Source organism: Haloarcula amylolytica, assembly GCF_049705545.1.
GTDB lineage: Archaea > Halobacteriota > Halobacteria > Halobacteriales > Haloarculaceae > Haloarcula > Haloarcula amylolytica_B.
Genome location: NZ_JBNAMU010000001.1, coordinates 1,910,976 through 1,928,754, shown reverse-complemented (window position 1 = coordinate 1,928,754; position 17,779 = coordinate 1,910,976). Strand labels below are relative to the sequence as shown.

General features: G+C 64.7%; 15 protein-coding genes. 3 read left to right on the top strand and 12 right to left on the bottom strand.

From position 1 onward, the window contains the following. Window positions 1-40 precede the first annotated feature (40 nt). A complete protein-coding gene (locus tag ACOZ4H_RS10090; RefSeq protein ID WP_424329155.1) occupies window positions 41-913 on the top strand; it encodes a dihydrodipicolinate synthase family protein in 873 nt (290 codons plus the stop codon). A 148-nt stretch (window positions 914-1,061) separates the two neighbouring features. Then, window positions 1,062-1,889, top strand: coding sequence for an ArsR/SmtB family transcription factor (locus ACOZ4H_RS10085; RefSeq protein WP_424329154.1), 828 nt, complete (start codon window positions 1,062-1,064; stop codon window positions 1,887-1,889). A 22-nt stretch (window positions 1,890-1,911) separates the two neighbouring features. Here the strand turns inward: ACOZ4H_RS10085 and ACOZ4H_RS10080 are convergent, their stop codons facing one another. Beyond that, on the bottom strand, window positions 1,912-2,526 hold the full coding sequence (locus ACOZ4H_RS10080) for a class I SAM-dependent methyltransferase (RefSeq protein WP_424329153.1): 615 nt from the start codon (window positions 2,524-2,526) through the stop codon (window positions 1,912-1,914). A 282-nt stretch (window positions 2,527-2,808) separates the two neighbouring features. Here ACOZ4H_RS10080 and ACOZ4H_RS10075 point away from each other — a divergent pair, with 282 nt between their 5' ends. Next, window positions 2,809-3,567: an MBL fold metallo-hydrolase gene (locus ACOZ4H_RS10075; protein ID WP_424329152.1), complete on the top strand. Its 759-nt coding sequence runs from the start codon at window positions 2,809-2,811 to the stop codon at window positions 3,565-3,567. Here ACOZ4H_RS10075 and ACOZ4H_RS10070 read toward each other — a convergent pair. From ACOZ4H_RS10070 to ACOZ4H_RS10020, 11 genes are all read right to left on the bottom strand, one after another. After that, window positions 3,564-4,721, bottom strand: a complete 1,158-nt coding sequence (locus ACOZ4H_RS10070; RefSeq protein ID WP_424329151.1) for an ATP-binding protein — start codon at window positions 4,719-4,721, stop codon at window positions 3,564-3,566. The two genes, ACOZ4H_RS10075 and ACOZ4H_RS10070, sit on opposite strands and share 4 nt — an antisense overlap. 119 nt (window positions 4,722-4,840) lie before the next feature. Beyond that, window positions 4,841-5,908 carry an mRNA surveillance protein pelota gene (locus ACOZ4H_RS10065; RefSeq protein ID WP_424329150.1) on the bottom strand — a complete coding sequence of 356 codons (1,068 nt, stop codon included), beginning with the start codon at window positions 5,906-5,908 and terminating at the stop codon, window positions 4,841-4,843. A 76-nt stretch (window positions 5,909-5,984) separates the two neighbouring features. Then, window positions 5,985-6,704: a DUF4013 domain-containing protein gene (locus ACOZ4H_RS10060; RefSeq protein WP_424329149.1), complete on the bottom strand. Its 720-nt coding sequence runs from the start codon at window positions 6,702-6,704 to the stop codon at window positions 5,985-5,987. A 159-nt stretch (window positions 6,705-6,863) separates the two neighbouring features. Then, window positions 6,864-7,565, bottom strand: coding sequence for a DUF4013 domain-containing protein (locus ACOZ4H_RS10055; protein WP_424329148.1), 702 nt, complete (start codon window positions 7,563-7,565; stop codon window positions 6,864-6,866). Window positions 7,566-7,765: 200 nt separating this feature from the next. Then, window positions 7,766-9,145, bottom strand: a complete 1,380-nt coding sequence (locus ACOZ4H_RS10050) for a hemolysin family protein (RefSeq protein ID WP_424329147.1) — start codon at window positions 9,143-9,145, stop codon at window positions 7,766-7,768. 11 nt (window positions 9,146-9,156) lie between these two features. Beyond that, entirely contained in the window at window positions 9,157-11,268 is a 2,112-nt protein-coding gene (locus ACOZ4H_RS10045) for a dipeptide ABC transporter ATP-binding protein (RefSeq protein WP_424329146.1), read from the bottom strand. Further along, entirely contained in the window at window positions 11,265-12,155 is an 891-nt protein-coding gene (locus ACOZ4H_RS10040; RefSeq protein ID WP_424330361.1) for an ABC transporter permease, read from the bottom strand. Before ACOZ4H_RS10040 ends, ACOZ4H_RS10045 begins: the two co-directional genes overlap by 4 nt. Before the next feature lie 26 nt (window positions 12,156-12,181). Beyond that, window positions 12,182-13,177: an ABC transporter permease gene (locus tag ACOZ4H_RS10035; protein WP_424329145.1), complete on the bottom strand. Its 996-nt coding sequence runs from the start codon at window positions 13,175-13,177 to the stop codon at window positions 12,182-12,184. Between the two features lie 172 nt (window positions 13,178-13,349). Continuing rightward, window positions 13,350-15,218 (bottom strand): ABC transporter substrate-binding protein, encoded by a 1,869-nt coding sequence (locus ACOZ4H_RS10030; RefSeq protein ID WP_424330360.1) that lies wholly within the window; start codon window positions 15,216-15,218, stop codon window positions 13,350-13,352. Between the two features lie 267 nt (window positions 15,219-15,485). Beyond that, on the bottom strand, window positions 15,486-16,133 hold the full coding sequence (locus ACOZ4H_RS10025) for a helix-turn-helix domain-containing protein (RefSeq protein ID WP_424330359.1): 648 nt from the start codon (window positions 16,131-16,133) through the stop codon (window positions 15,486-15,488). 102 nt (window positions 16,134-16,235) lie between these two features. Continuing rightward, window positions 16,236-17,696 carry an SLC13 family permease gene (locus ACOZ4H_RS10020; protein WP_424329144.1) on the bottom strand — a complete coding sequence of 487 codons (1,461 nt, stop codon included), beginning with the start codon at window positions 17,694-17,696 and terminating at the stop codon, window positions 16,236-16,238. Between the last annotated feature and the right edge of the window lie 83 nt (window positions 17,697-17,779).

The following is a 17,779-nucleotide window of genomic DNA, read 5'->3' as shown; positions in this document are numbered from 1 at the left end:
GGGGCAAACGCCTAAGCGACCGCCGCGTCTGGCCTGGAGCATGGCCGAATCCTTCGACGTACTGACGCCGCTGGTGACACCATTCGACGCCGACGGCGACCTCGATGTTGCCGGTCTGGAAGCGCTGGTCCGACACGTGTCGGCGGCCGGCGTCGACGGTATCGTTCCCTGCGGGACGACCGGCGAGTTCGAGACGCTCTCGCCCGGGGAGTACCGGACCGTCGTCCGAACCGCGACAGAGACAGTGCCCGAGGACTGCCGCGTCATCGTCGGGACGGCTGCGACCGATGTCTCGACCGTCCACGAGCGGATGGCGTTCGCCGCCGAACAGGGCGCGGACAGCACACTGGTCGTGCCCTCGTACTACGGCGGGCGGGCCAGCGGGGCGGGCAACGAGGCGTTCTTCGACGCGGTTCTGGCCGACGCGCCGCTACCGGTCTACCTCTACAACATCCCCGGGGCTGTCGGACAGGAGCTATCCGTCGAGACGGTCGCCGCGCTCGCCCAGTCCGACGCCGTCGCGGGGCTCAAGGACTCTTCGGGCGACCTCCCGTACGTCACCGCCGTCCTCAACCGAACGCCCGAGGATTTCACCGTCTATCAGGGCCACGACGGCCTGTTCGTCCCATCGCTCGTGCTGGGCGGCGACGGCGGCGTCAGCGCGCTCTCCCATCTACTGTACAGCGAGCTAGAACGAGCGGGCACCGCCGTCGCCAACGGCGACGTGGCAGAAGCCAGAACGGTCCAGCGGGAGGTCCTCTCGCCGCTCTCGGAGGCGTGCGCCGAGTTCGGCTTCGCGCCCACCGTGAAGGCGCTGCTCGCCGACCGCGGCATCATCGACCACGCGACGGTGCGACCGCCCCGGGATTCACTCTCACCGGACGCAGTGGAGTCCGTGACCGGGATGCTATAGTGGCAATCAGAGCGCGCTGCTCTGCATACCGAGCGCACTGCTGTCGTAGATGGTGTGTCGTTCGTCCCTCAATAGCGCGCCCTGAGACTCAAATGGCCCTGTGAGGTTCCACGAGATTCATTACGCTGGGCGGCAGTGAACGGAATATATGTCGTTGCTGCCCTCCCGCGGTCCCGACACGAGCACCTCACAGGACGGGGAGCTCCGGGTCGTCGGGGTCGATGAAGACGTCTCAGATGTCCTCGATGCCCTCTCCTCGGAAACGGCCAGAGAGATTCTCAACACCGTCTACGACGAGCCAGGAACGCCCTCCGAACTGGCCGACCGCCTCAATATGTCGATACAGAAGGTCTCGTATCATCTGGAGAAACTGGAAGACGAAGAGCTGATCACCGTCGCAGGGGTCCAGTACTCGGAAAAAGGCCAAGAGATGAAGGTGTACGAGCCCCCGGACGACCCGCTGGTGTTGTTCGTCGGCACGCAGGAGCGCAAGCAGTCGCTCCGGTCGCTCGTTCGCCGGGTCCTGCCTGTCATCGGGGTTCTCACCGCGGCCAGCGTCATGCTGCAACTCCTGCTCGGGCAGTTCCCGATCCAGTTCGGGAGTTCGGGGGCCGGCGGCGACGCGGGAACCGCCGGAGACGGTGGTCAGGGCGGGGGGGACGCGGAGAGTCTGGATGCGGCGAACGAGACGGCCGCGACGGCCGAACCCACGCCAGCCCCGACGGAGACAGACGACAGTGGGTTCCAGATAGCCGAGGCGACGGAGACGCCGGAAGCCACGCCGGCCCCGGAAAGCACTCCGGTTCCAGAAGCCGACACCCCGGTCGAAGCGATGACCGAGGAGGCGCGGCAACTGACGACCGACGCCGCGGCCAGTGGTGGCATCGACCTCGAACCGGGCGTGGCTTTCTTCCTCGGTGGGCTGTTGGTCCTGACGCTGTACGTCTCGTTCTGGGCGTACAGGAACTACCGCTGAGCGGAATTAGCGGCCGCCCCACTCAGTCCGAGTCGACCTGTTCGGCGACCAGCACGCCAGCCTGCTCGGTGACCATCTCGACGCCAGTCAGTGCGTAGCCGGCGTCGGTGAAGGCGTCGGCAAGGACGCCGACCGTCGCCGGGTCGTCGACTTCGGGGCTGTAAAACGGTGCGTCGGGATCGTCGTCGCCGAACAGCATCACGTCCCCGAGGACGATTCGTCGTGGCCCCAGATCGGCGATGGTGTCGATAGCCTCGCGTTTCTCGTCGTCGCCGAGGTGGTGCATCGCGAAGTTCGATGTGACGATGTCTACCGGGCGGTCGACGTTCGGAGCGCGGAAGCGGCCGTCGCCGAAGGAAACGTTCCCGATGCCGCGCTCGTCGGCCTTCTCCCGAGCTTTGTCCAACATCCCGTCGCTGATGTCGCGGCCGATGATCTCCCGTGCGTCGGGCGCGAGCGCGAACGCGATGGCCCCGGTCCCCGTGCCGAGGTCGAGTACCACGTCGTCGCTTTCGGGGGCTGCGTGCTCGACAACGAAGTCGACGCAGGCGCGATACGCCGCCGAATCCTGGTCCTCGTCGTAGGCGTCGGCGTGTTCGGAGAACCGCTCGGCGTGTTCGTCGAGTGATTTCTTCATAGTCGCTTCTCGTCGTGCTCGCACAAGTGTCTCCCGCTCCGTTTTGCGGTTTTGTCGATGGTTGGGTTCGGTTAAAACGGTTTTTGAGCCACGGGTGAATTTTTGCTATCCCCGTCCAAAGGATGAACTGCGCCGTCGACGGGTGACTCCCCCACGAGGCCGCCCTGATCCCGTCCCCGCCGACGGCCACCGCCCTCACTCCGCTGACGCTCCCTGGTGGTCTCCCTGACAGCGTGTCCCCACACGCCAACGCCTTTGTCCGTTCGCTCGCTGTCGCCCAGTATGCGACTCACGTTTCTCGGCACCGGCAGCGCCATGCCCACCGGCTCCCGGATGCAGTCCGGCTATCTGCTGGAGCGCGGCGGGAACCGGCTGCTCGTCGACTGTGGCAGCGGCGTGTTGCACTCGCTGGCCCAAACAGACACGGGCTACGAAGGCGTCGACACCGTCTTGCTGACCCACCACCATCTCGACCACGTTTCCGATCTTGACGTGCTGATGAAGGCCCGCTGGCTGGCCGGTGAGACAGACCTCACGATAGCGGGTCCACCGGGCACGTCCGATCTGGTTCGGGATCTACTCGAAACACACGACTACATGCAGGACCGTCTGGACCTGACGCTCAGGGACCTCGACGGCGGACCGTTCGATCTCGCTGGATTCAGCGGCGATACCTGCGAGACGCGCCACTCGATGCAGTGTTTCGCCTACCGGCTCTCCGTCGATGGCGGCCCAGCGATAACGCTTGGCGCGGACTCAGAGGCGTTCACGGACCTCGTCGAGTTCGCCGATGGGTCGGCCGTACTCGTCCACGACTGCTCGTTCCCGGATGACGTGGACGTGTCGAACCACCCGACGCCGACGACACTCGGAGCGACGCTCCGCGATGCTGACGCCGAGGTCGGGCGTGTGTATCTCACCCACCTGTATCCACACACGGAGGGACGACACGAAGAGATGCTGGAGTCGATAGCGGACAGCTACGACGGCGACGTGCAGTTCGCCGAGGACGGCCTGACGATAACTGTCGACAGGACCTAAACGCGTTCGAGCGTGACGCGGAACTCGGCTCCACCGGCGTCGCTTTCTGCCACGCTGACCCTGCCGCCGTAGGATTCCGTCAGCGCCCGGACGAACCCGAGGCCGAAGCCGGTCCCCGAGCTCTCCTGCCCCTTCACACCCATCTCGAAGATATTCTCGCGCAGGCTTGGCGAGACACCCGCCCCATCGTCGGCGAAACAGACAGTGACCTCGTCAGGGGTGGCTTCCGCCGGAGCCACTCGCATGTGGACCTCGCCCTCGTTGTGGACCGCCGCGTTGGACATGATGTTCGTGAACACGGAGTCGAGCAGGTCGCCGCCGTACACCTGGTAATCGAAGTCTGACGGCTCGAAGTCGATAGTCAGTGACCCGTAGTTGGCTCTGACATCCCGGACTGTGTCCCCGAGGACCGTCGCGAGATTCTGTGGCTCCGGGTTGTCCTGTGCTTCGAGCGTCGAAACGAGATCGCCGACGCGCTGGATGAGGTCGGCGGCGCTCTCGGCCGCGTTCTGGATCTTGCCGGCGTACTCCGCGGTCTGGCCGTCGACCTGTCGCGCGACGGCGTCAGCGAACCCGGCAATGACCTGGAGGTCGTTGCCCAGGTCATGGCGGAGGAGTCGGTCGTACATCTCGATCATCTCCTTTCGCCGTTCCAGATCCTTGTGGGCGCGTTCTAGCCGCTCGCGAGAGCGGATGTTGGAGATGGCCGTCGCGGCATGGGTGGCGAGGATCTCCATCGGCCTGACGTACTCGTCCCCGAACTCGTCGACGGTTTGCGACCGTGTGACTAACACCGCGGTCACCTCATCGCCCATCCGGGCCGGGACAGCCAGCGCACCCGTCACGTCCGAATCGGCTGTGACAGCGGCCTCCGCGCCCTGTTCGACGAGCGTCTCGCCGGCCTCCTGGGCCCGGCAAGCCAGGTCGCTCGGTGGCTCGCCCTGGACGAGATTCGGGTTCGTGCTGTGGACGACCCGGAGGTCGTCGTCACGAACCTCGACGAACGTGGAGTAGGAGAACTCGAACAGCAGCGACATCGCTTCGAGCGTGAGGGAGACGACTTCGTCGACGGAGTCACACCGGTTGAGCGCCTGGCCGTACTTGTTCAGGTCGGCGACCTGTCTGGCAAAGTCTTGTTGCTCTTCGAACGACATCTCACCCACTCCTCGCAGACATTGGAACTACATAGCAATAGAGAGCGGGACAAAAAACGGTTTCGGGGATTTCACCGATGAAATGAAAGATGGTAGACACACAATACGGGTCCACGACTTCAGTCGAGTCGGTACCGCAGTAGCGCCGCGATACCGCCGAGATTCGAGAGTTGCTGTCCGGGCGCGAACTCCGCGGAGAAGACGGTCACGTCGCCGCCCTTCTGCTCTGTCGTCTCGATGATCTGGTCGACATCGATGTCCCAGTCGCCCTCGCCGGCCCGCTCCAGTCGGAGTCGCTCATCGAGGACAAGCAGCGTTTCGATAGCGCCGTAGTCGGCCGCTTTTGCGACTTCCTCCGGACCGTAGGCAACCTCCGCGCCCGACCCGATGCGCTCCATCAGTTCGTCGATGTAATCCGCCTCCTCGGCGATGCGGGTCTGCTGTTGCACGTCCTCGACAGCGCCGCGTTTGAGCACTTCGTGGACGCCTCGGTCGCCGACAGCAGACGTGTCCACGACCGTGATCTGCTCGGCGATCTCGGGAATCTCGTCCTGGAAGTGGTCCAGTGCGTCCTGTTTGGTGAAACCGGGGCCAGCGAGGATGTAGGCGTCTACGTCCTGGCGTTTGAGGACTGACGCCAGTTCGTCGAACAGTTCCTTCCGGGGGCGGGCGTACTCCCCCTTGCCAGTCGTCGACGTGATGGTCGCCCGCTCCTCGGTGCCGTACTGTGCGACGGTGTGGACGTGGGCCTCACCCTCCTCGACGGTCGCGATTGCCACGTCGGGGTTCTCCGTCGCTTCGACGGCTTCCTCCAGGCGGTCGGCCTGGTCGGGCTTGAGGTGTTTCTCGACGGTGAGTTCGGTGTGTTCCTCGACGTTGAGCGTGTGGTGGAAACCGAGCTGGTCCTCGCGCGAACAGTCAACGATTTCGCCGCCGACCCGGAGGCGGTTGGCGAATTTCGCGAACTCCACGTCGGTGACCTCGATCTGTATCCACATCGGCTCGCGCTCGCCACCCTTGTCCCGGAGGTTGTCGTCGTTGCGCTGGATGCGCCGCGTCGTGTCGCCGGAGACGAGGTCCCCCGGCTCAATGACGTACGAGAGGTGCCAGAGGTCGTCCAGCGTCTCGGGGACCACCTCGATGCGTTCCGCCCCTTCCGCGGTGGTCTCCTGACTCTGTATTTGCATACTGAATCGTCCGCTTCAGGGACACAAGTGTTCTGCCATTCGACGCGCTGCCACGGGGAGACTGGTACCGGGCCGGTCACGCGACTGAGCGTTCAGCGCGCGTCTCGGATACGGTTCCGACGGCCGGCACCTCTCTGACAGCGGTCCCGATTGCGTACGCGCCGGCGACGTTGCCGTAAAAGGAGATGAGCGGGACCAGGACTGCGCCGATTACCGTGGCGGAGGCGAAGCCCCCGACCACCTGTGCGCCGATAGCGATGGCGACGGCGACCAGCCACGCGACGGCGTACGTCTGTGACCCGCCAATCGCGCGCAGCGTGCCGGGCGAAAACGCTGCCCCGATACCTCCGGTCACTGCGTACGCGGCCACGGCTGCGGGGAGGAGATATGCGACACCGAGCGAGACTACGACAGTGACGACGACAACGACGAGTGCAAGCAGGAGTCCGCCGACGGCGATACCCGTCGCCGGCTCACCGGCCGCCGTCGTGACCACGGATGCGGGCAGAATGAACGAAGCGATTGCGAGGCCGATAACCACCAGCGGGACGAGCGAGTACACCAGCGTAATCAGGAACACGACCAGTCCCTCGACCAGCAGGTCGCCCCACTCCTCAAACACCGGCGGCACCTCGGTGTCGCCGTCGTTTACTGCCCGGATGACGCGGACGAGATAGCCGAACACAAACAACACCGGGATGAAAAACACGCCCAGCAAGCTCAACACGCCGCCGATAAGTAACGTTTCGACCTTCCGCTCACCGTTCCAGGGGTACCGAATTGCGTCTTCTAACATGGGGACTCCGTCACTGTGGGGATCAGGGGCAGGCTCCGATAGTCTACTCAAACCAGTGACGACTCTGTCTTGCGAAAGCAGTAACATAAATCTGCACTCCCGGAGCGGAACGACGGACGGGAATTAAAAGCAGGCACCGAGAACCGTTGCGTGACCCTTTCAGGCCACAGGCTGGGCATCCGGCGTCTCGTCGCCCGCGTCGATGGCGGGCATCTCCCGTACGGCAGTTCCGACAGCGTAGGTCCCCGCCACGTTCGCGTAGAACGTCACGAAGGGGGCCAGCACCGCGCCGATGACGACGGCGTTCAGGACGCCGATGAGGACGCCGGCGACCAGGCTGATACCGAACGCGACCAGCCAGCCAGTCGCGTAGGTCCGGCTGAACGCGAACCGGCGGAGTTCGTCCGGCGCGAACGCTGCGGCAACGCTGTCACTGCGGGCGTACGCGACGATTGCGGCCGGGAGCACGTAGGCGATGGCGAGCGAAATCACCGTCACAGCGAGCGCGGCGACGAGGGCGATGAGGCCGACGGCCAGTCCGCTTCCCGATCCGCCGTTACCGAGGCCCAGCGTCGCACCGCTTGCGAACACTGCGGCGAGGGCGATAGCCGCCGGGACGAGCGAGTAGGCGAACCCGATAGCGAACACCTTCAGGCCGTCCATGCCGAGGGCACCCCAGTCGTCGAACACTGGCGGCTCGGCTTCGCCGTTCAGTACCGCCCGGAGCGTCCGGACGAGGTAGCCGAGAACGAAGAACGTCGGGACGACGAGGAAACTCAGGAACAGCAACGCGCCCCCGATGGCGATGGTTTTCACTGCGCTGTCGCTGTCCCGCGGATACGTTATGGCTTCTTGGAACATGGTGATACTCCGTGACATCAGCCTGGCCGGCGTGGCCCCTGCCACGTCAGTCACGACGAGCTGTCACATCTATTTATAATACTACTTACAAGTATATATACTAGTATGTGTGCCGTGCTGGCTGACCGTGTTCTGGCAGCAGACCTCGGGACACCAGTTATCGGGTCTGGGACGGCTGCCGACAGCGTACGCAGTCGGGGTTAGCTGGTTGCCGCGGCGTCACTGCCCGTCGGGTTATCCGGACCGGGCTCCCGTATCGTGACGCTGGTAATTCGGGTGTTTTCAACCCCGTCGACGACCAGTTCCGTGCCTTCGTGGGTGAACGACTCGCCGTGCTCGACCAGCCGCCCGGCGCGGTTGAACAGGAAGCCGGCAATGGTCTCGTACTCCTCCCCTTCCGGAAACGTCACGTCCAGCGTCTCGTTGACAACTTCAAGGGTGACTGCACCGTCGACCCGGACCGTCCGGTCGTCGAGGTGCGTTATCGGGGCCTCTTCCTGCTCTTCGAGGATTTCACCGACGATCTCCTCGACGATGTCCTCGGTCGTGACGATCCCCTCAGTCGTCCCGAACTCGTCGATGACGACGACCATCTCCCTGCGCTCGGCACGCATCTCGGTCAGCAGGTCATCGACGTTTTTCGTCTCGGGAACCTGGAGCGTCTCGGAGACGTGCGGGCCGATTGTCTCGGGATCCCTCCCGTTCGTTTCGGCTGTCTCGTTTGCGGGGCCGCCCTGAGCCGGGTTGCAATCGCGGACGAGGTCGGACAGTTCGACGATGCCGACGACGTTGTCGAGGTCGCCGTCGTACACTGGGAGCCGCGTGTGACCGGCCTCGACGCAGGTGGCGATGGCCGCTTCGGGGCTCGCGTCTCGCTCTACAGCGGTCACGTCCAGTCGCGGCGTCATCACCTCCTTGGCGATGGTGTCGTCGAACCGGAAGATGCGCTGGAGCATCTCGCGCTCGTCGGCCTCGATAACGCCCTCGCTCGCGCCCGTCTGGATCATCTCCAGGATCTCATCGCGGGTGACGTAGGAGGTGTCGATGGCCGCGTCAGCGCCGCCGATGCGATTGACGAGCCGCGTCAGCTTGTCGAAGGTGACCACCAGCGGGTACAGGCCGTACTCCGAGAACCTGAGCGGGCGCGCCACCGTGAGCGCCCAGCGCTCGGTGTTCTCGATGGCGTAGGACTTGGGCACGCTCTCGCCGAACAGCAGGACGACTGCGGTGATGCCGAACGTCGCCGCCAGCACGGACTGCCCCTGCGAGAGGTACATCGCGAGCAGGCCCGTCGCGATCGACGACATCGCGATGTTGACGAGGTTGTTTCCAACGAGTATCGTCACGAGCAGGCGGTGGGGGTCCGCAAGCAGCGACTGCATCGTCTCCGCTCCGGGAGCCCCGTCCTCGGCGAGCGCGTCGACGCGGTGGCGAGCCAGCGAGAACATGGCGATCTCCGACGAGGAGAAAAACGCCGAGAGGCCGATCAGTGCGACGAGTACGAGCGCGCCGAGTGCCGTGCTCGTCCCCCTGCTCGGCGACAGGCCCGCCGGTCCGACCAGTACCATCACGTTTGCCATGGTCTGTGGGCTCAGTCGCTCACCGAGTCGCCGTTCTTCGGGAGCGTGCCCCCGCTGTTCACACCAGAGGCGTCCGCCTGGCGCTCGGTGACCGATCCAGTCTCGCCGTCCGGGTAGTAACACGCCGCACGGTGGTCGTCGTCGCCCGCCTCGTCGAGACCCGGTTCGGCGTCCCAGCAGGCCTCCTCGGCCTTGGGGCAGCGGGGGGCGAACGCACAGCCCGAGGGGAGATCGACCGGGTCCGGCGGCTCGCCTTCGAGCAGCACTCGCGTCCGGTCCATCGTCGGGTCCTTCTCCGGGGCCGCGGCGAGCAGTGAGGTCGTGTAGGGGTGCTTGGGCTGGCCGGCGATGCGGTCCACGTCGCCCGTTTCGATGACCCGCCCCAGGTACATGATCGCAAGGCGGTCCGCCACCTGCATCAGGCTGGCAAGGTCATGGGAGATGTACACGATACCGATGTCCTCCGCGTCGGCCAGCCCCCGGAGCAGATTGAGGAGGTTGACCTTCAGCGACACGTCCAGCATCGACGCGGGCTCGTCACAGATGAGGAAGTCCGGATCGAGCACCAGCGCCTTCGCCACGGCGACGCGCTGGCGTTGCCCGCCGGAGAGCTCGTGGGGGTACTGATCGAGGAACTTCTCGGCGGGCGTCAGCCCGACCTTCTCGAGGGTCTCGATGATCGCTCGCTCGTACTCGTCAGTCCGGTAGTCGTGAATCGTCAGGGGTTCGCCGACGAGCTTGCGGACGGTCTGTCGCGGATTCAGGGAGTCGAACGGGTCCTGGAAGATGATCTGGACCTTCCGGCGGAACTCCGTGAGGTTCCCGTCCTGGTAGTACTCGTATGGCTGCCCATCGAAGGTCATCTGGCCGCCGGTCGGCTGTTTCAACAGTGCGATAGTCTCGCCGAGCGTGGATTTCCCGCACCCGCTCTCGCCGGCGATACCGAGGATCTCCGAGCGGCGAACGGACAGCGAGACGCCGTCGACGGCCCGGACATAGTTTGGCTCCTCGCCGCGGATCTTATCAAGGAGGGGCTGGCTCTGCTCGTAGTACTTCTCCAGCCCGTCCGTTTCGAGGATGACTTCCCCGGCGTCCGAGTCGTCAGCGCCCGAGTCCGGGATGTCCCACGTCTCCGGGTCCGTCGCATCCCGTCGCATCTGTGCGGCTTTCTCCACGTTGTGACAGGCCGACCGGTGGTTCCGGTTCGGGAGGTCCACGAGATCGGGGTGTGACTCGCTGCACTCCTCGGTCGCGAACGGACACCGGTCCTCGAACACGCAGGCGGTTGGCTCCGCGTTCAGGTTCGGCGGCGAGCCCGGGATGGCGACCGGGTCCTCGTCGCCGTCGTCGATTTCGGGGAAGGAGTTCTTCAGCCCCATCGTGTAGGGGTTCGTGGGGTTGACGAGCACGTTGTCGACGCTGCCCTGCTCCATCACCTTGCCGCCGTAGAGGATCGACAGCTCGTCGCAGGTCTCGGCGATGACGCCGATCTCGTGGGTGATAAGCAGGAGCGAGCTGTCCATGCGCTCCTGGATCTCCAGGATCTTGTCGATGATCTTGTCCTGGACGATCACGTCCAGCCCGGTGGTCGGTTCGTCGGCGATGATGAGGTCCGGCTCTAGGGCCAGCGCCATCGCGATGGTGACCCGCTGTCGCATCCCGCCGGAGAACTCGTGGGGGTAGTCGTCGATGCGGTCCGGGTCCAGCCCGACGATTTCGAACAGCTCTCTGACGCGATCCCGGGCCTTCGCGTCGCTGACGTTGCGGTGTTTCTGGATGGCCTGAACGATCTGGGCACCCGTCGACATCACCGGGTCCAGCGAGTCCATCGCGCTCTGGGGGATATAGGCGATGTCCTCCCAGAGCACGTCGCGGCGCTCCGCCTGCGAGAGCGAGGTCAGGTCCTTCCCGTTGAACTCGATGGTCCCGTGTTCGACGGTACCATTGCTCGGGAGGAGGCCGAGCAGGGCCTCCGCGGCGGTTGACTTCCCGGAGCCGGACTCGCCGGCCAGGCCGTAGTTGACTCCCTCGTCGATGCTGAAAGAGACGTCGTTGACAGCGTGGACTTTACCGCCTTCGGTCGAGTACGTTACCTTGAGGTCTTCGACGTTGAGTAGCGTCATTGGTCAGTTTGGATTTCGGGGTTGATGACTTCCTCGTAGGCGCGGCCGATGAGGAACACCGAGGTGGTTATCGCGGCGATACCGAGTGCCGGTGGGACCACCCACCACCACGCGACGCGCATGTTCCCCGATTCGAACACCTGCCGGAGCATCCGGCCCCAGCTGGTCATCGTCGGGTCGCCGAAGCCGAGGAACGCGAGGCTCGCCTGTGCCGCGATGGCCCAGGCGATGCCGTAGGCCGTGTACAGGAAGCCGATTGGCAGGACGTTCGGCCCGACGTGGTACAGCATCGTCCGGAGATCGCTCGCGCCGCTCGCGCGGGCCGACTTGACGAAGGTGCGTTCCCGGACCGACAACACCTCCGAGCGGACGACCCGCGCCGGCATCTTCCAGAGGAAGCCGGCGATGATGGCCGTCATCAGCCACACGCTCGGGGTCACAAACGTCAACAGCAGGAGCGCCATCGGCATGAACGGCAGCGAGAACGTCAGGTCGGTCAGGCGCATCAGTATCTCGTCGACCCAGCCGCCGTAGTAGCCGCTGACCAACCCCACGAGGAACCCGATGGCCCCGGTTCCAATGCCGCCGAACAGCCCGACGATGAACGTCGGCCGAGCACCGGCGAGGAACTGACTCAGTACGTCCTTACCGAAGGCCGTCGTTCCCAGTACGGCCTCACCTGACGGCTCCGAGAGCCGCAGTATCGAGCCGTCCTCGCCGCGCATGTCCTCCTCGATGGGGTCGTGCGGGGCGAGCATCGGGCCGAACAGGCCGAGGAAGATGAAGCCGGCGACGACGATGACGCCGAGCATCGCCAGCCGGTCCTGGCGCAGGAAGTCGAACTGGTCGCGGACGAACCCGCGAATCTCGTCGACCCGCTTGTATATCTGCCCCGCGGACTTGCTCTCGGTGCTCACGCGGCACCACCTCCGCTGGTCGAGACCGTCGGGTCGAAGTAAGCGTACAGCACGTCAGCGGCGAGGTTTGCGATGATGACTGCAAGCGCCATGATGAACACGGCGGCCTGCACGAGCGGGTAGTCCTGCTGTTGGATCGCCAGGACGAGTTCGCGGCCGATGCCCGGCCAGCCGAAGACGACCTCAAGGAGAATTAGACCCTGGAATATCATCCCCAGCCGAAGCGCGAAGTACGTCAGGATGGGGAGCATCGAGTTCCGGCCCGCGCGGGCGAGCTGTTGCATCTCCGTGAGGCCCTTGGCGCGGTGGAGCTTGAGGAACTCCGACCCCTTCTTCTCGACGACGCCGTTGCGGGCGAGCAGCAGGAAATCGCCGCTGTAGTACAGCACCGCGATAGTAAAGGGTAGGATGTAGTGGTGGGCGAAATCCAGCGAGAGGTACGTGTCGATGTACCCCTCCGGGGAGGCGGTCACCGACCGCATCCCGAAGGCGGGCACCAGTTCGAGGTTGTAGGCGAACACGATGATGAAGAAGATGCCCGTGATGAACACCGGCGTCGAGCGCAGGAACGTCGTCGTGATGATGCTGAGCTTTTCGAGCTTGCTCCCGCGGTTCCAGCCGACGTACATCCCGAGGCTGGAGCTGAGTATCGCCGTTGTCACGAGCGCCGGGACCAGCAGGATGAGCGTATTGATGAGCCGCGGTTCAAGGACGTCCCAGACGGGCTGGCTCCGCAGGATGGAGTACCCGAACTGGAAGGTGAGGAGGCTCGTCATGTAGTTTACGTACTGCTTCCACATCGGCTGGTCGAGCCCGTACAGCGCCCGGATTTCCTCGACCTGCGACGGGCTGAGGTTCCCCGCGGTGACCAGCGCCTCGAACGGACTCCCCGGCAGGAGCCGGAGGACGACGAAGATGACGGAGACGGCTACCAGCGTGAGCACGAGCGAAATGGCGAGTCGCTTCGCTAGGAACCGCTGGAACTGACTCATAGCACCGCCCCCCTTTGTCCGCGGTGTCGGTTATGTGCCGGTTCCACTGTGTCGTGGGCCCGCTCTGCTCTCCGGGAGTCACCGCACCCATCGCCGGGGGGATCGGCGGATGCGCGGCTGGTCGCGGTGACTCCCGGCGTCCCATTGTGGCCGAGCGTAGTGTCTTGCATCGTTACGAGAAGTCCGGCTGGTCGAGGTCGCTGCGGCGCTTGAACTGGTTGCCGTCCTGAATCCGCTCGACGAACGCGGTCCAAGCCTCCCCGTTCGGGAACCTGAGGTTGTCGTCGCCGTCCCACGTGTAGCCCGCGGATTCAAGGATCGAACGGGCTTCCTCCACGTCGTAGCCGTAGTCCGTCGTCTCGCTGTTGTGCCACTGCGTCAGGCTCGAAATCGGGTTCTCGCCGGACGGTGCTTCGGCGCGACCCTGGAGGACGCCCTCGACGAACCCCTCGGCGTCGACGGCCTTCGCCAGCGCTACGCGGAACTCCTTGTCCCGGACGAGAGGACAGGAGAACATCAGCTTCGTATCGAGCGGCGCGAAGTTCCCGGTCGACATCTGCTCGATGCCGCTCGTGCTGGCCGCCCGCTCGGCCTGGCTGTTCGAGAGCGTCGTTCCGACGGCGTCGATTTCGCCGCCCTGGAGCGACCCGATCATGGAGTCGATGTTGCCAACGTTGATCCAGATGACGCCGTCGAGACCGGGGCCAGTCGTGGCCTGGTCGCCGAGCACGTCGGCCCGCCAGTCGTCGTCGAACATCCAGTGGCCGTCGTTGCGGGACACCTCGAATCGGGTCCCCTGCTCCCAGTTTTCGTACTCGAACGGCCCCGTGCCGACCGGGTTCTCGGGGTTGTGCTGCGACGGATTATCGACGTTCTCCCACTTGTGCTTGGGGATGATGACGCTGCGGACCACGCGCTGGGTCATGAACGCTGCGTCGGGGTTCTTGAGGTTGAACCGGACCTCGTGGTCGCCCAGGATCTCGACGGACTCGATGGGCTCGTAGAACGGGGTCTGGCTCGACGCGGACTGGGCCTTGTACAGTTCGACGGAGAACTTCACGTCCTCGGCGGTGAATGGTTCGCCGTCGTGCCACTCGACGCCTTCCCGGAGCGTGAGTTCGACCGTCGTGTCGTCGACGAAGCCGCCGCCGGTGGCCAGCGCCGGGACGACGTCTAGGTCCGGCGAGGCGTCGAACAGGCCGTCGTAAATGTACGTCAGCCGCTTGGCCTCCGCACCGCCTGCTGCCCAGGGAAGGTTCAGGGAGTTCATCGACGTGGTGACGCCCTTGACGTAGGTGGTGTCGTCCGTCTCGGGCTGGAGGTTGACCTCGCTCCAGACGAACGAGTCCTTCGTCGGCCCGTTGCCCGGCGTCTTCACGTAGCCAGTCCAGTTCTGCGTGTTGACGGCCGTGATGACATCCGGGAACAGCGTGATGAGCGCGCCAACGTCCTCCGCGAATATCTCCTGTGCCTGGTTGACCAGTTCCTCCCGTTTCGCCCGGTCCGTGGTTTGGGCCTGTTCGTTGAGAATCTCCTGAAGCTCCGGATGATAGTAGTTATCGTAGTTTGACGGGTTCCCCTCTGTCCGGCGCATCAAGAGTGGGTTCGGGTCGAGGCCGCGCTGTGGGTCCGGCCCGTGGGTACTCATAGAGATGACTGCCTCCAGCCCCGGTGTGTTCCAGCTCTGGGCGTACAGCTGGTTCAGCGGCCTGTCGTTGAGCGTGGCGCCGATCCCGAGGTCGCTGAGCCCGCGCTGGACCATCAGCGCGTGCTCTCGCATCCACGGGTCGTCCTCGCTGGAATATTCGAGGGGGAGTGGGTCTAACACCGAACCCGCGGTCGCACTGTAGTCAAGCGGTGGCGAATCGGCATCGATAGACGACCAATCACGCCAGTACTGTGTCTCGACGGTCGTCGGCGTGTCACCCGGTGCGTCAGGCGTGAGGTTCTGTCCGCCGCTACCACCGTCGCCGCCGTCACCGCTACCGCCCGAGCATCCCGCGACCGCCCCAGTCCCGAGCGTCGCGGCAGTCGCCGCGATGTACTGTCGGCGGGTCAGTTGTCGTCCGGTGCCAGTGACCGAATCTTCATCATTTTTGCGCTGCATTCCTCCTCCTCTATCGGGGTATATAGAATGGAACTACCCCCGATAGTGGATGATAGATATTGTACTTTAAGTGCGGGTACGAGACGGAACCGGTCGCAGAGTACTGGGAACTGATCGGACAGTACCCCGCAGACAGGTCCGTTTTCCGGTACAGAAGCCGTTAGCTCCGTTATTTCCCGCGGTAAGGTACTCATATCGACCCTATCGAGGGCCGTAAATGAGCTCTAACAGGTTCCGTTCCGCGGTTCGAAGGCGTTCGTTGACCGTCGACTGTGCGATGCCCAGCTCTTCGGCGAGGTCGGTCTCGGTCACCTCTCGTGGCGCGCTGAAATAGCCCCGATTGTACGCGGTCTCCAGAATAGCCAGCTGGTCGTCGGAGAGCTTCGAGACGACGACCTCTGCCAGTCGGCCGCTGTCGAGTGGCTCCCCGGGGTCCTCGTTCTGGCTCACCGTCAGGAGTTCGAACTCCCCGAGCGTCTCCTGAATCTCGTCCGCCAGCGCCCGGAACTGGTCCCAGTCGCGGGTCGTTATCACGCATTCGAAGATGCCCTTGTGCAGGACGATGCGGTTCGGAATCGCTCGCTGTCGGAGGATCAAACCGAGGATGAACGGGTACGACTCGTTCGCGAGAATTGTCAGCCGCTGGACGTCGACATCGGTCGACGCCGACGGCACCGGCTGGGTGTAAAACAACTCCGCCCCGGAGATCCCCTCGATGATGCTCCCCGGGTCAAAGGGCTTGTTCGACGCGACGGTCAAGGACTCGATCCACTCGCCGTCTTCGACGTAGAACGCGTTGTCGAGCTCGATACTCCGGACTTCGGGGATCCGCTCGCTGATCGTCGCCATCACCCCTGTTCTGACGGTCGTGAACTCGACGCGGAGAATCGTTCGCTCACCTGTCGAAGCAGAACCCGCTCGGTTGTATATATCCACCGTTTACCGGCCGACTCAACAGCAGGCCGACACGACCGGCCAATACACGAGCCACGACGCTGCGGCGACCACGAGCGATAACCCCATCGTCACCAGTCCGAACGTCAGAACGTCCCGGTGTGAGAGCGGGCCGCGGTCCATCGACACGAGGACCGCTGTCGTGTTGAACGGCAGCACGGTCGTCGACCCGACCACGAGCAGGACCGACAGTGCGAGTGGGACAGGGGCCACGCCGAAGGCGTCCCCGAACTCAAGGACGATAGGCAACGCGACGACGATAGCCGCAGAGCCGGTCGAGAACAGCACCCGAATGCCGACGGCCAGCGCGAGGAGGATGCCGACCATCTGCCAGTGTGAGAGCGCGGCGAACGGGACCGCCCGCGTGAGCCCGTCGACGATGTACGCCAGCGTCCCGGTCGAATCCATGACGTCCAAGATCGAGAGCATCGCCCCGATGAGAAAGATGATCCCCCAGCTCACCTCCCGCAAGTCCCCCGTGTCGATGATGTCTAGCCCGGGCAGCGCCAGCACGAACACGGCGACTGCGGCCGGCAGCACCGTCGGGACACCCACGAACGACCCCGCGATCCAGGCGATGACTGTTCCGCCCATCACGCCAGCGACGACCCGCTGCTCGCGAGTCAGGCCGCCCGGGGTATCTGTATCGGCTTCGACGGACTCGACGTCCCTCGGGACCGTCTCATCCGAGCCGATTGTCGTCTCGCCGTCGACGGCACTGAACGCCGCCGCGCTGAGACTCGCCAACCCGTACAGCACGACCGTCGGGGGGAGCATCAGCACGGCCCACTCGACCCAGGTAACCGACTGCTCGGTCGCGTTGATGATCTCGGAGGTGACCAGTGCCATCCCGCCGCCGGTCATCAGCGCCATCGACGCGATGGGGTTGACGTGGCCGAGCAACAGAAAGGCCCCGCGTTCGAAGCCGCTGCCGTCCGCTAGCCCGTAAGCGTCGACCAGCCGCTTGACGATGGGGATAAAGGTCACCGCGCGGGCCATTGCCGAGGGAACGAGCACGGCGAGCAGGAGGATGTGTGCTGCCAGCGACCGGTGGGTCTGGCGCGGCGTGTGGTCGCCCGCCAGCAGTCGCTGGGCCACGCGGCGGTCCAGCCCGACGCTGGAAATACAGTTACTGAGCAGTAGCAACAGCAACAGGAAGAACACGAGCCGCGAGGCGTAGCCGGAGGCCGCCGCCGCGAAGGAATCGACGACGCCGAGTGCGAACAACAGCGTCACGCTGAGCACGCTGGACACGACGTAGGGAACCGGCTCGGTCAGCCAGAGGACCAGCGCGATGAGAAACACCGCCAGCACTCGCTGGACTGCGGCGGAAATCCCGGGCAGTGTAGGTCCGGCGAGGCATCCGACAAGCAGCAGCGCCGCCACGGCCAAGCCACCGATCTCCGGCAGCGAGAAATCGACAGACAGACCCGCCCCGTCGGTGACCTGGTCAGCCATTAGTTCGGGAGTCGCCGCTCCGTCCAAAGAATCTGGTGGAACCGACAAACAGCGCGATGACGGGACAGACAGTGGCTCGGTCG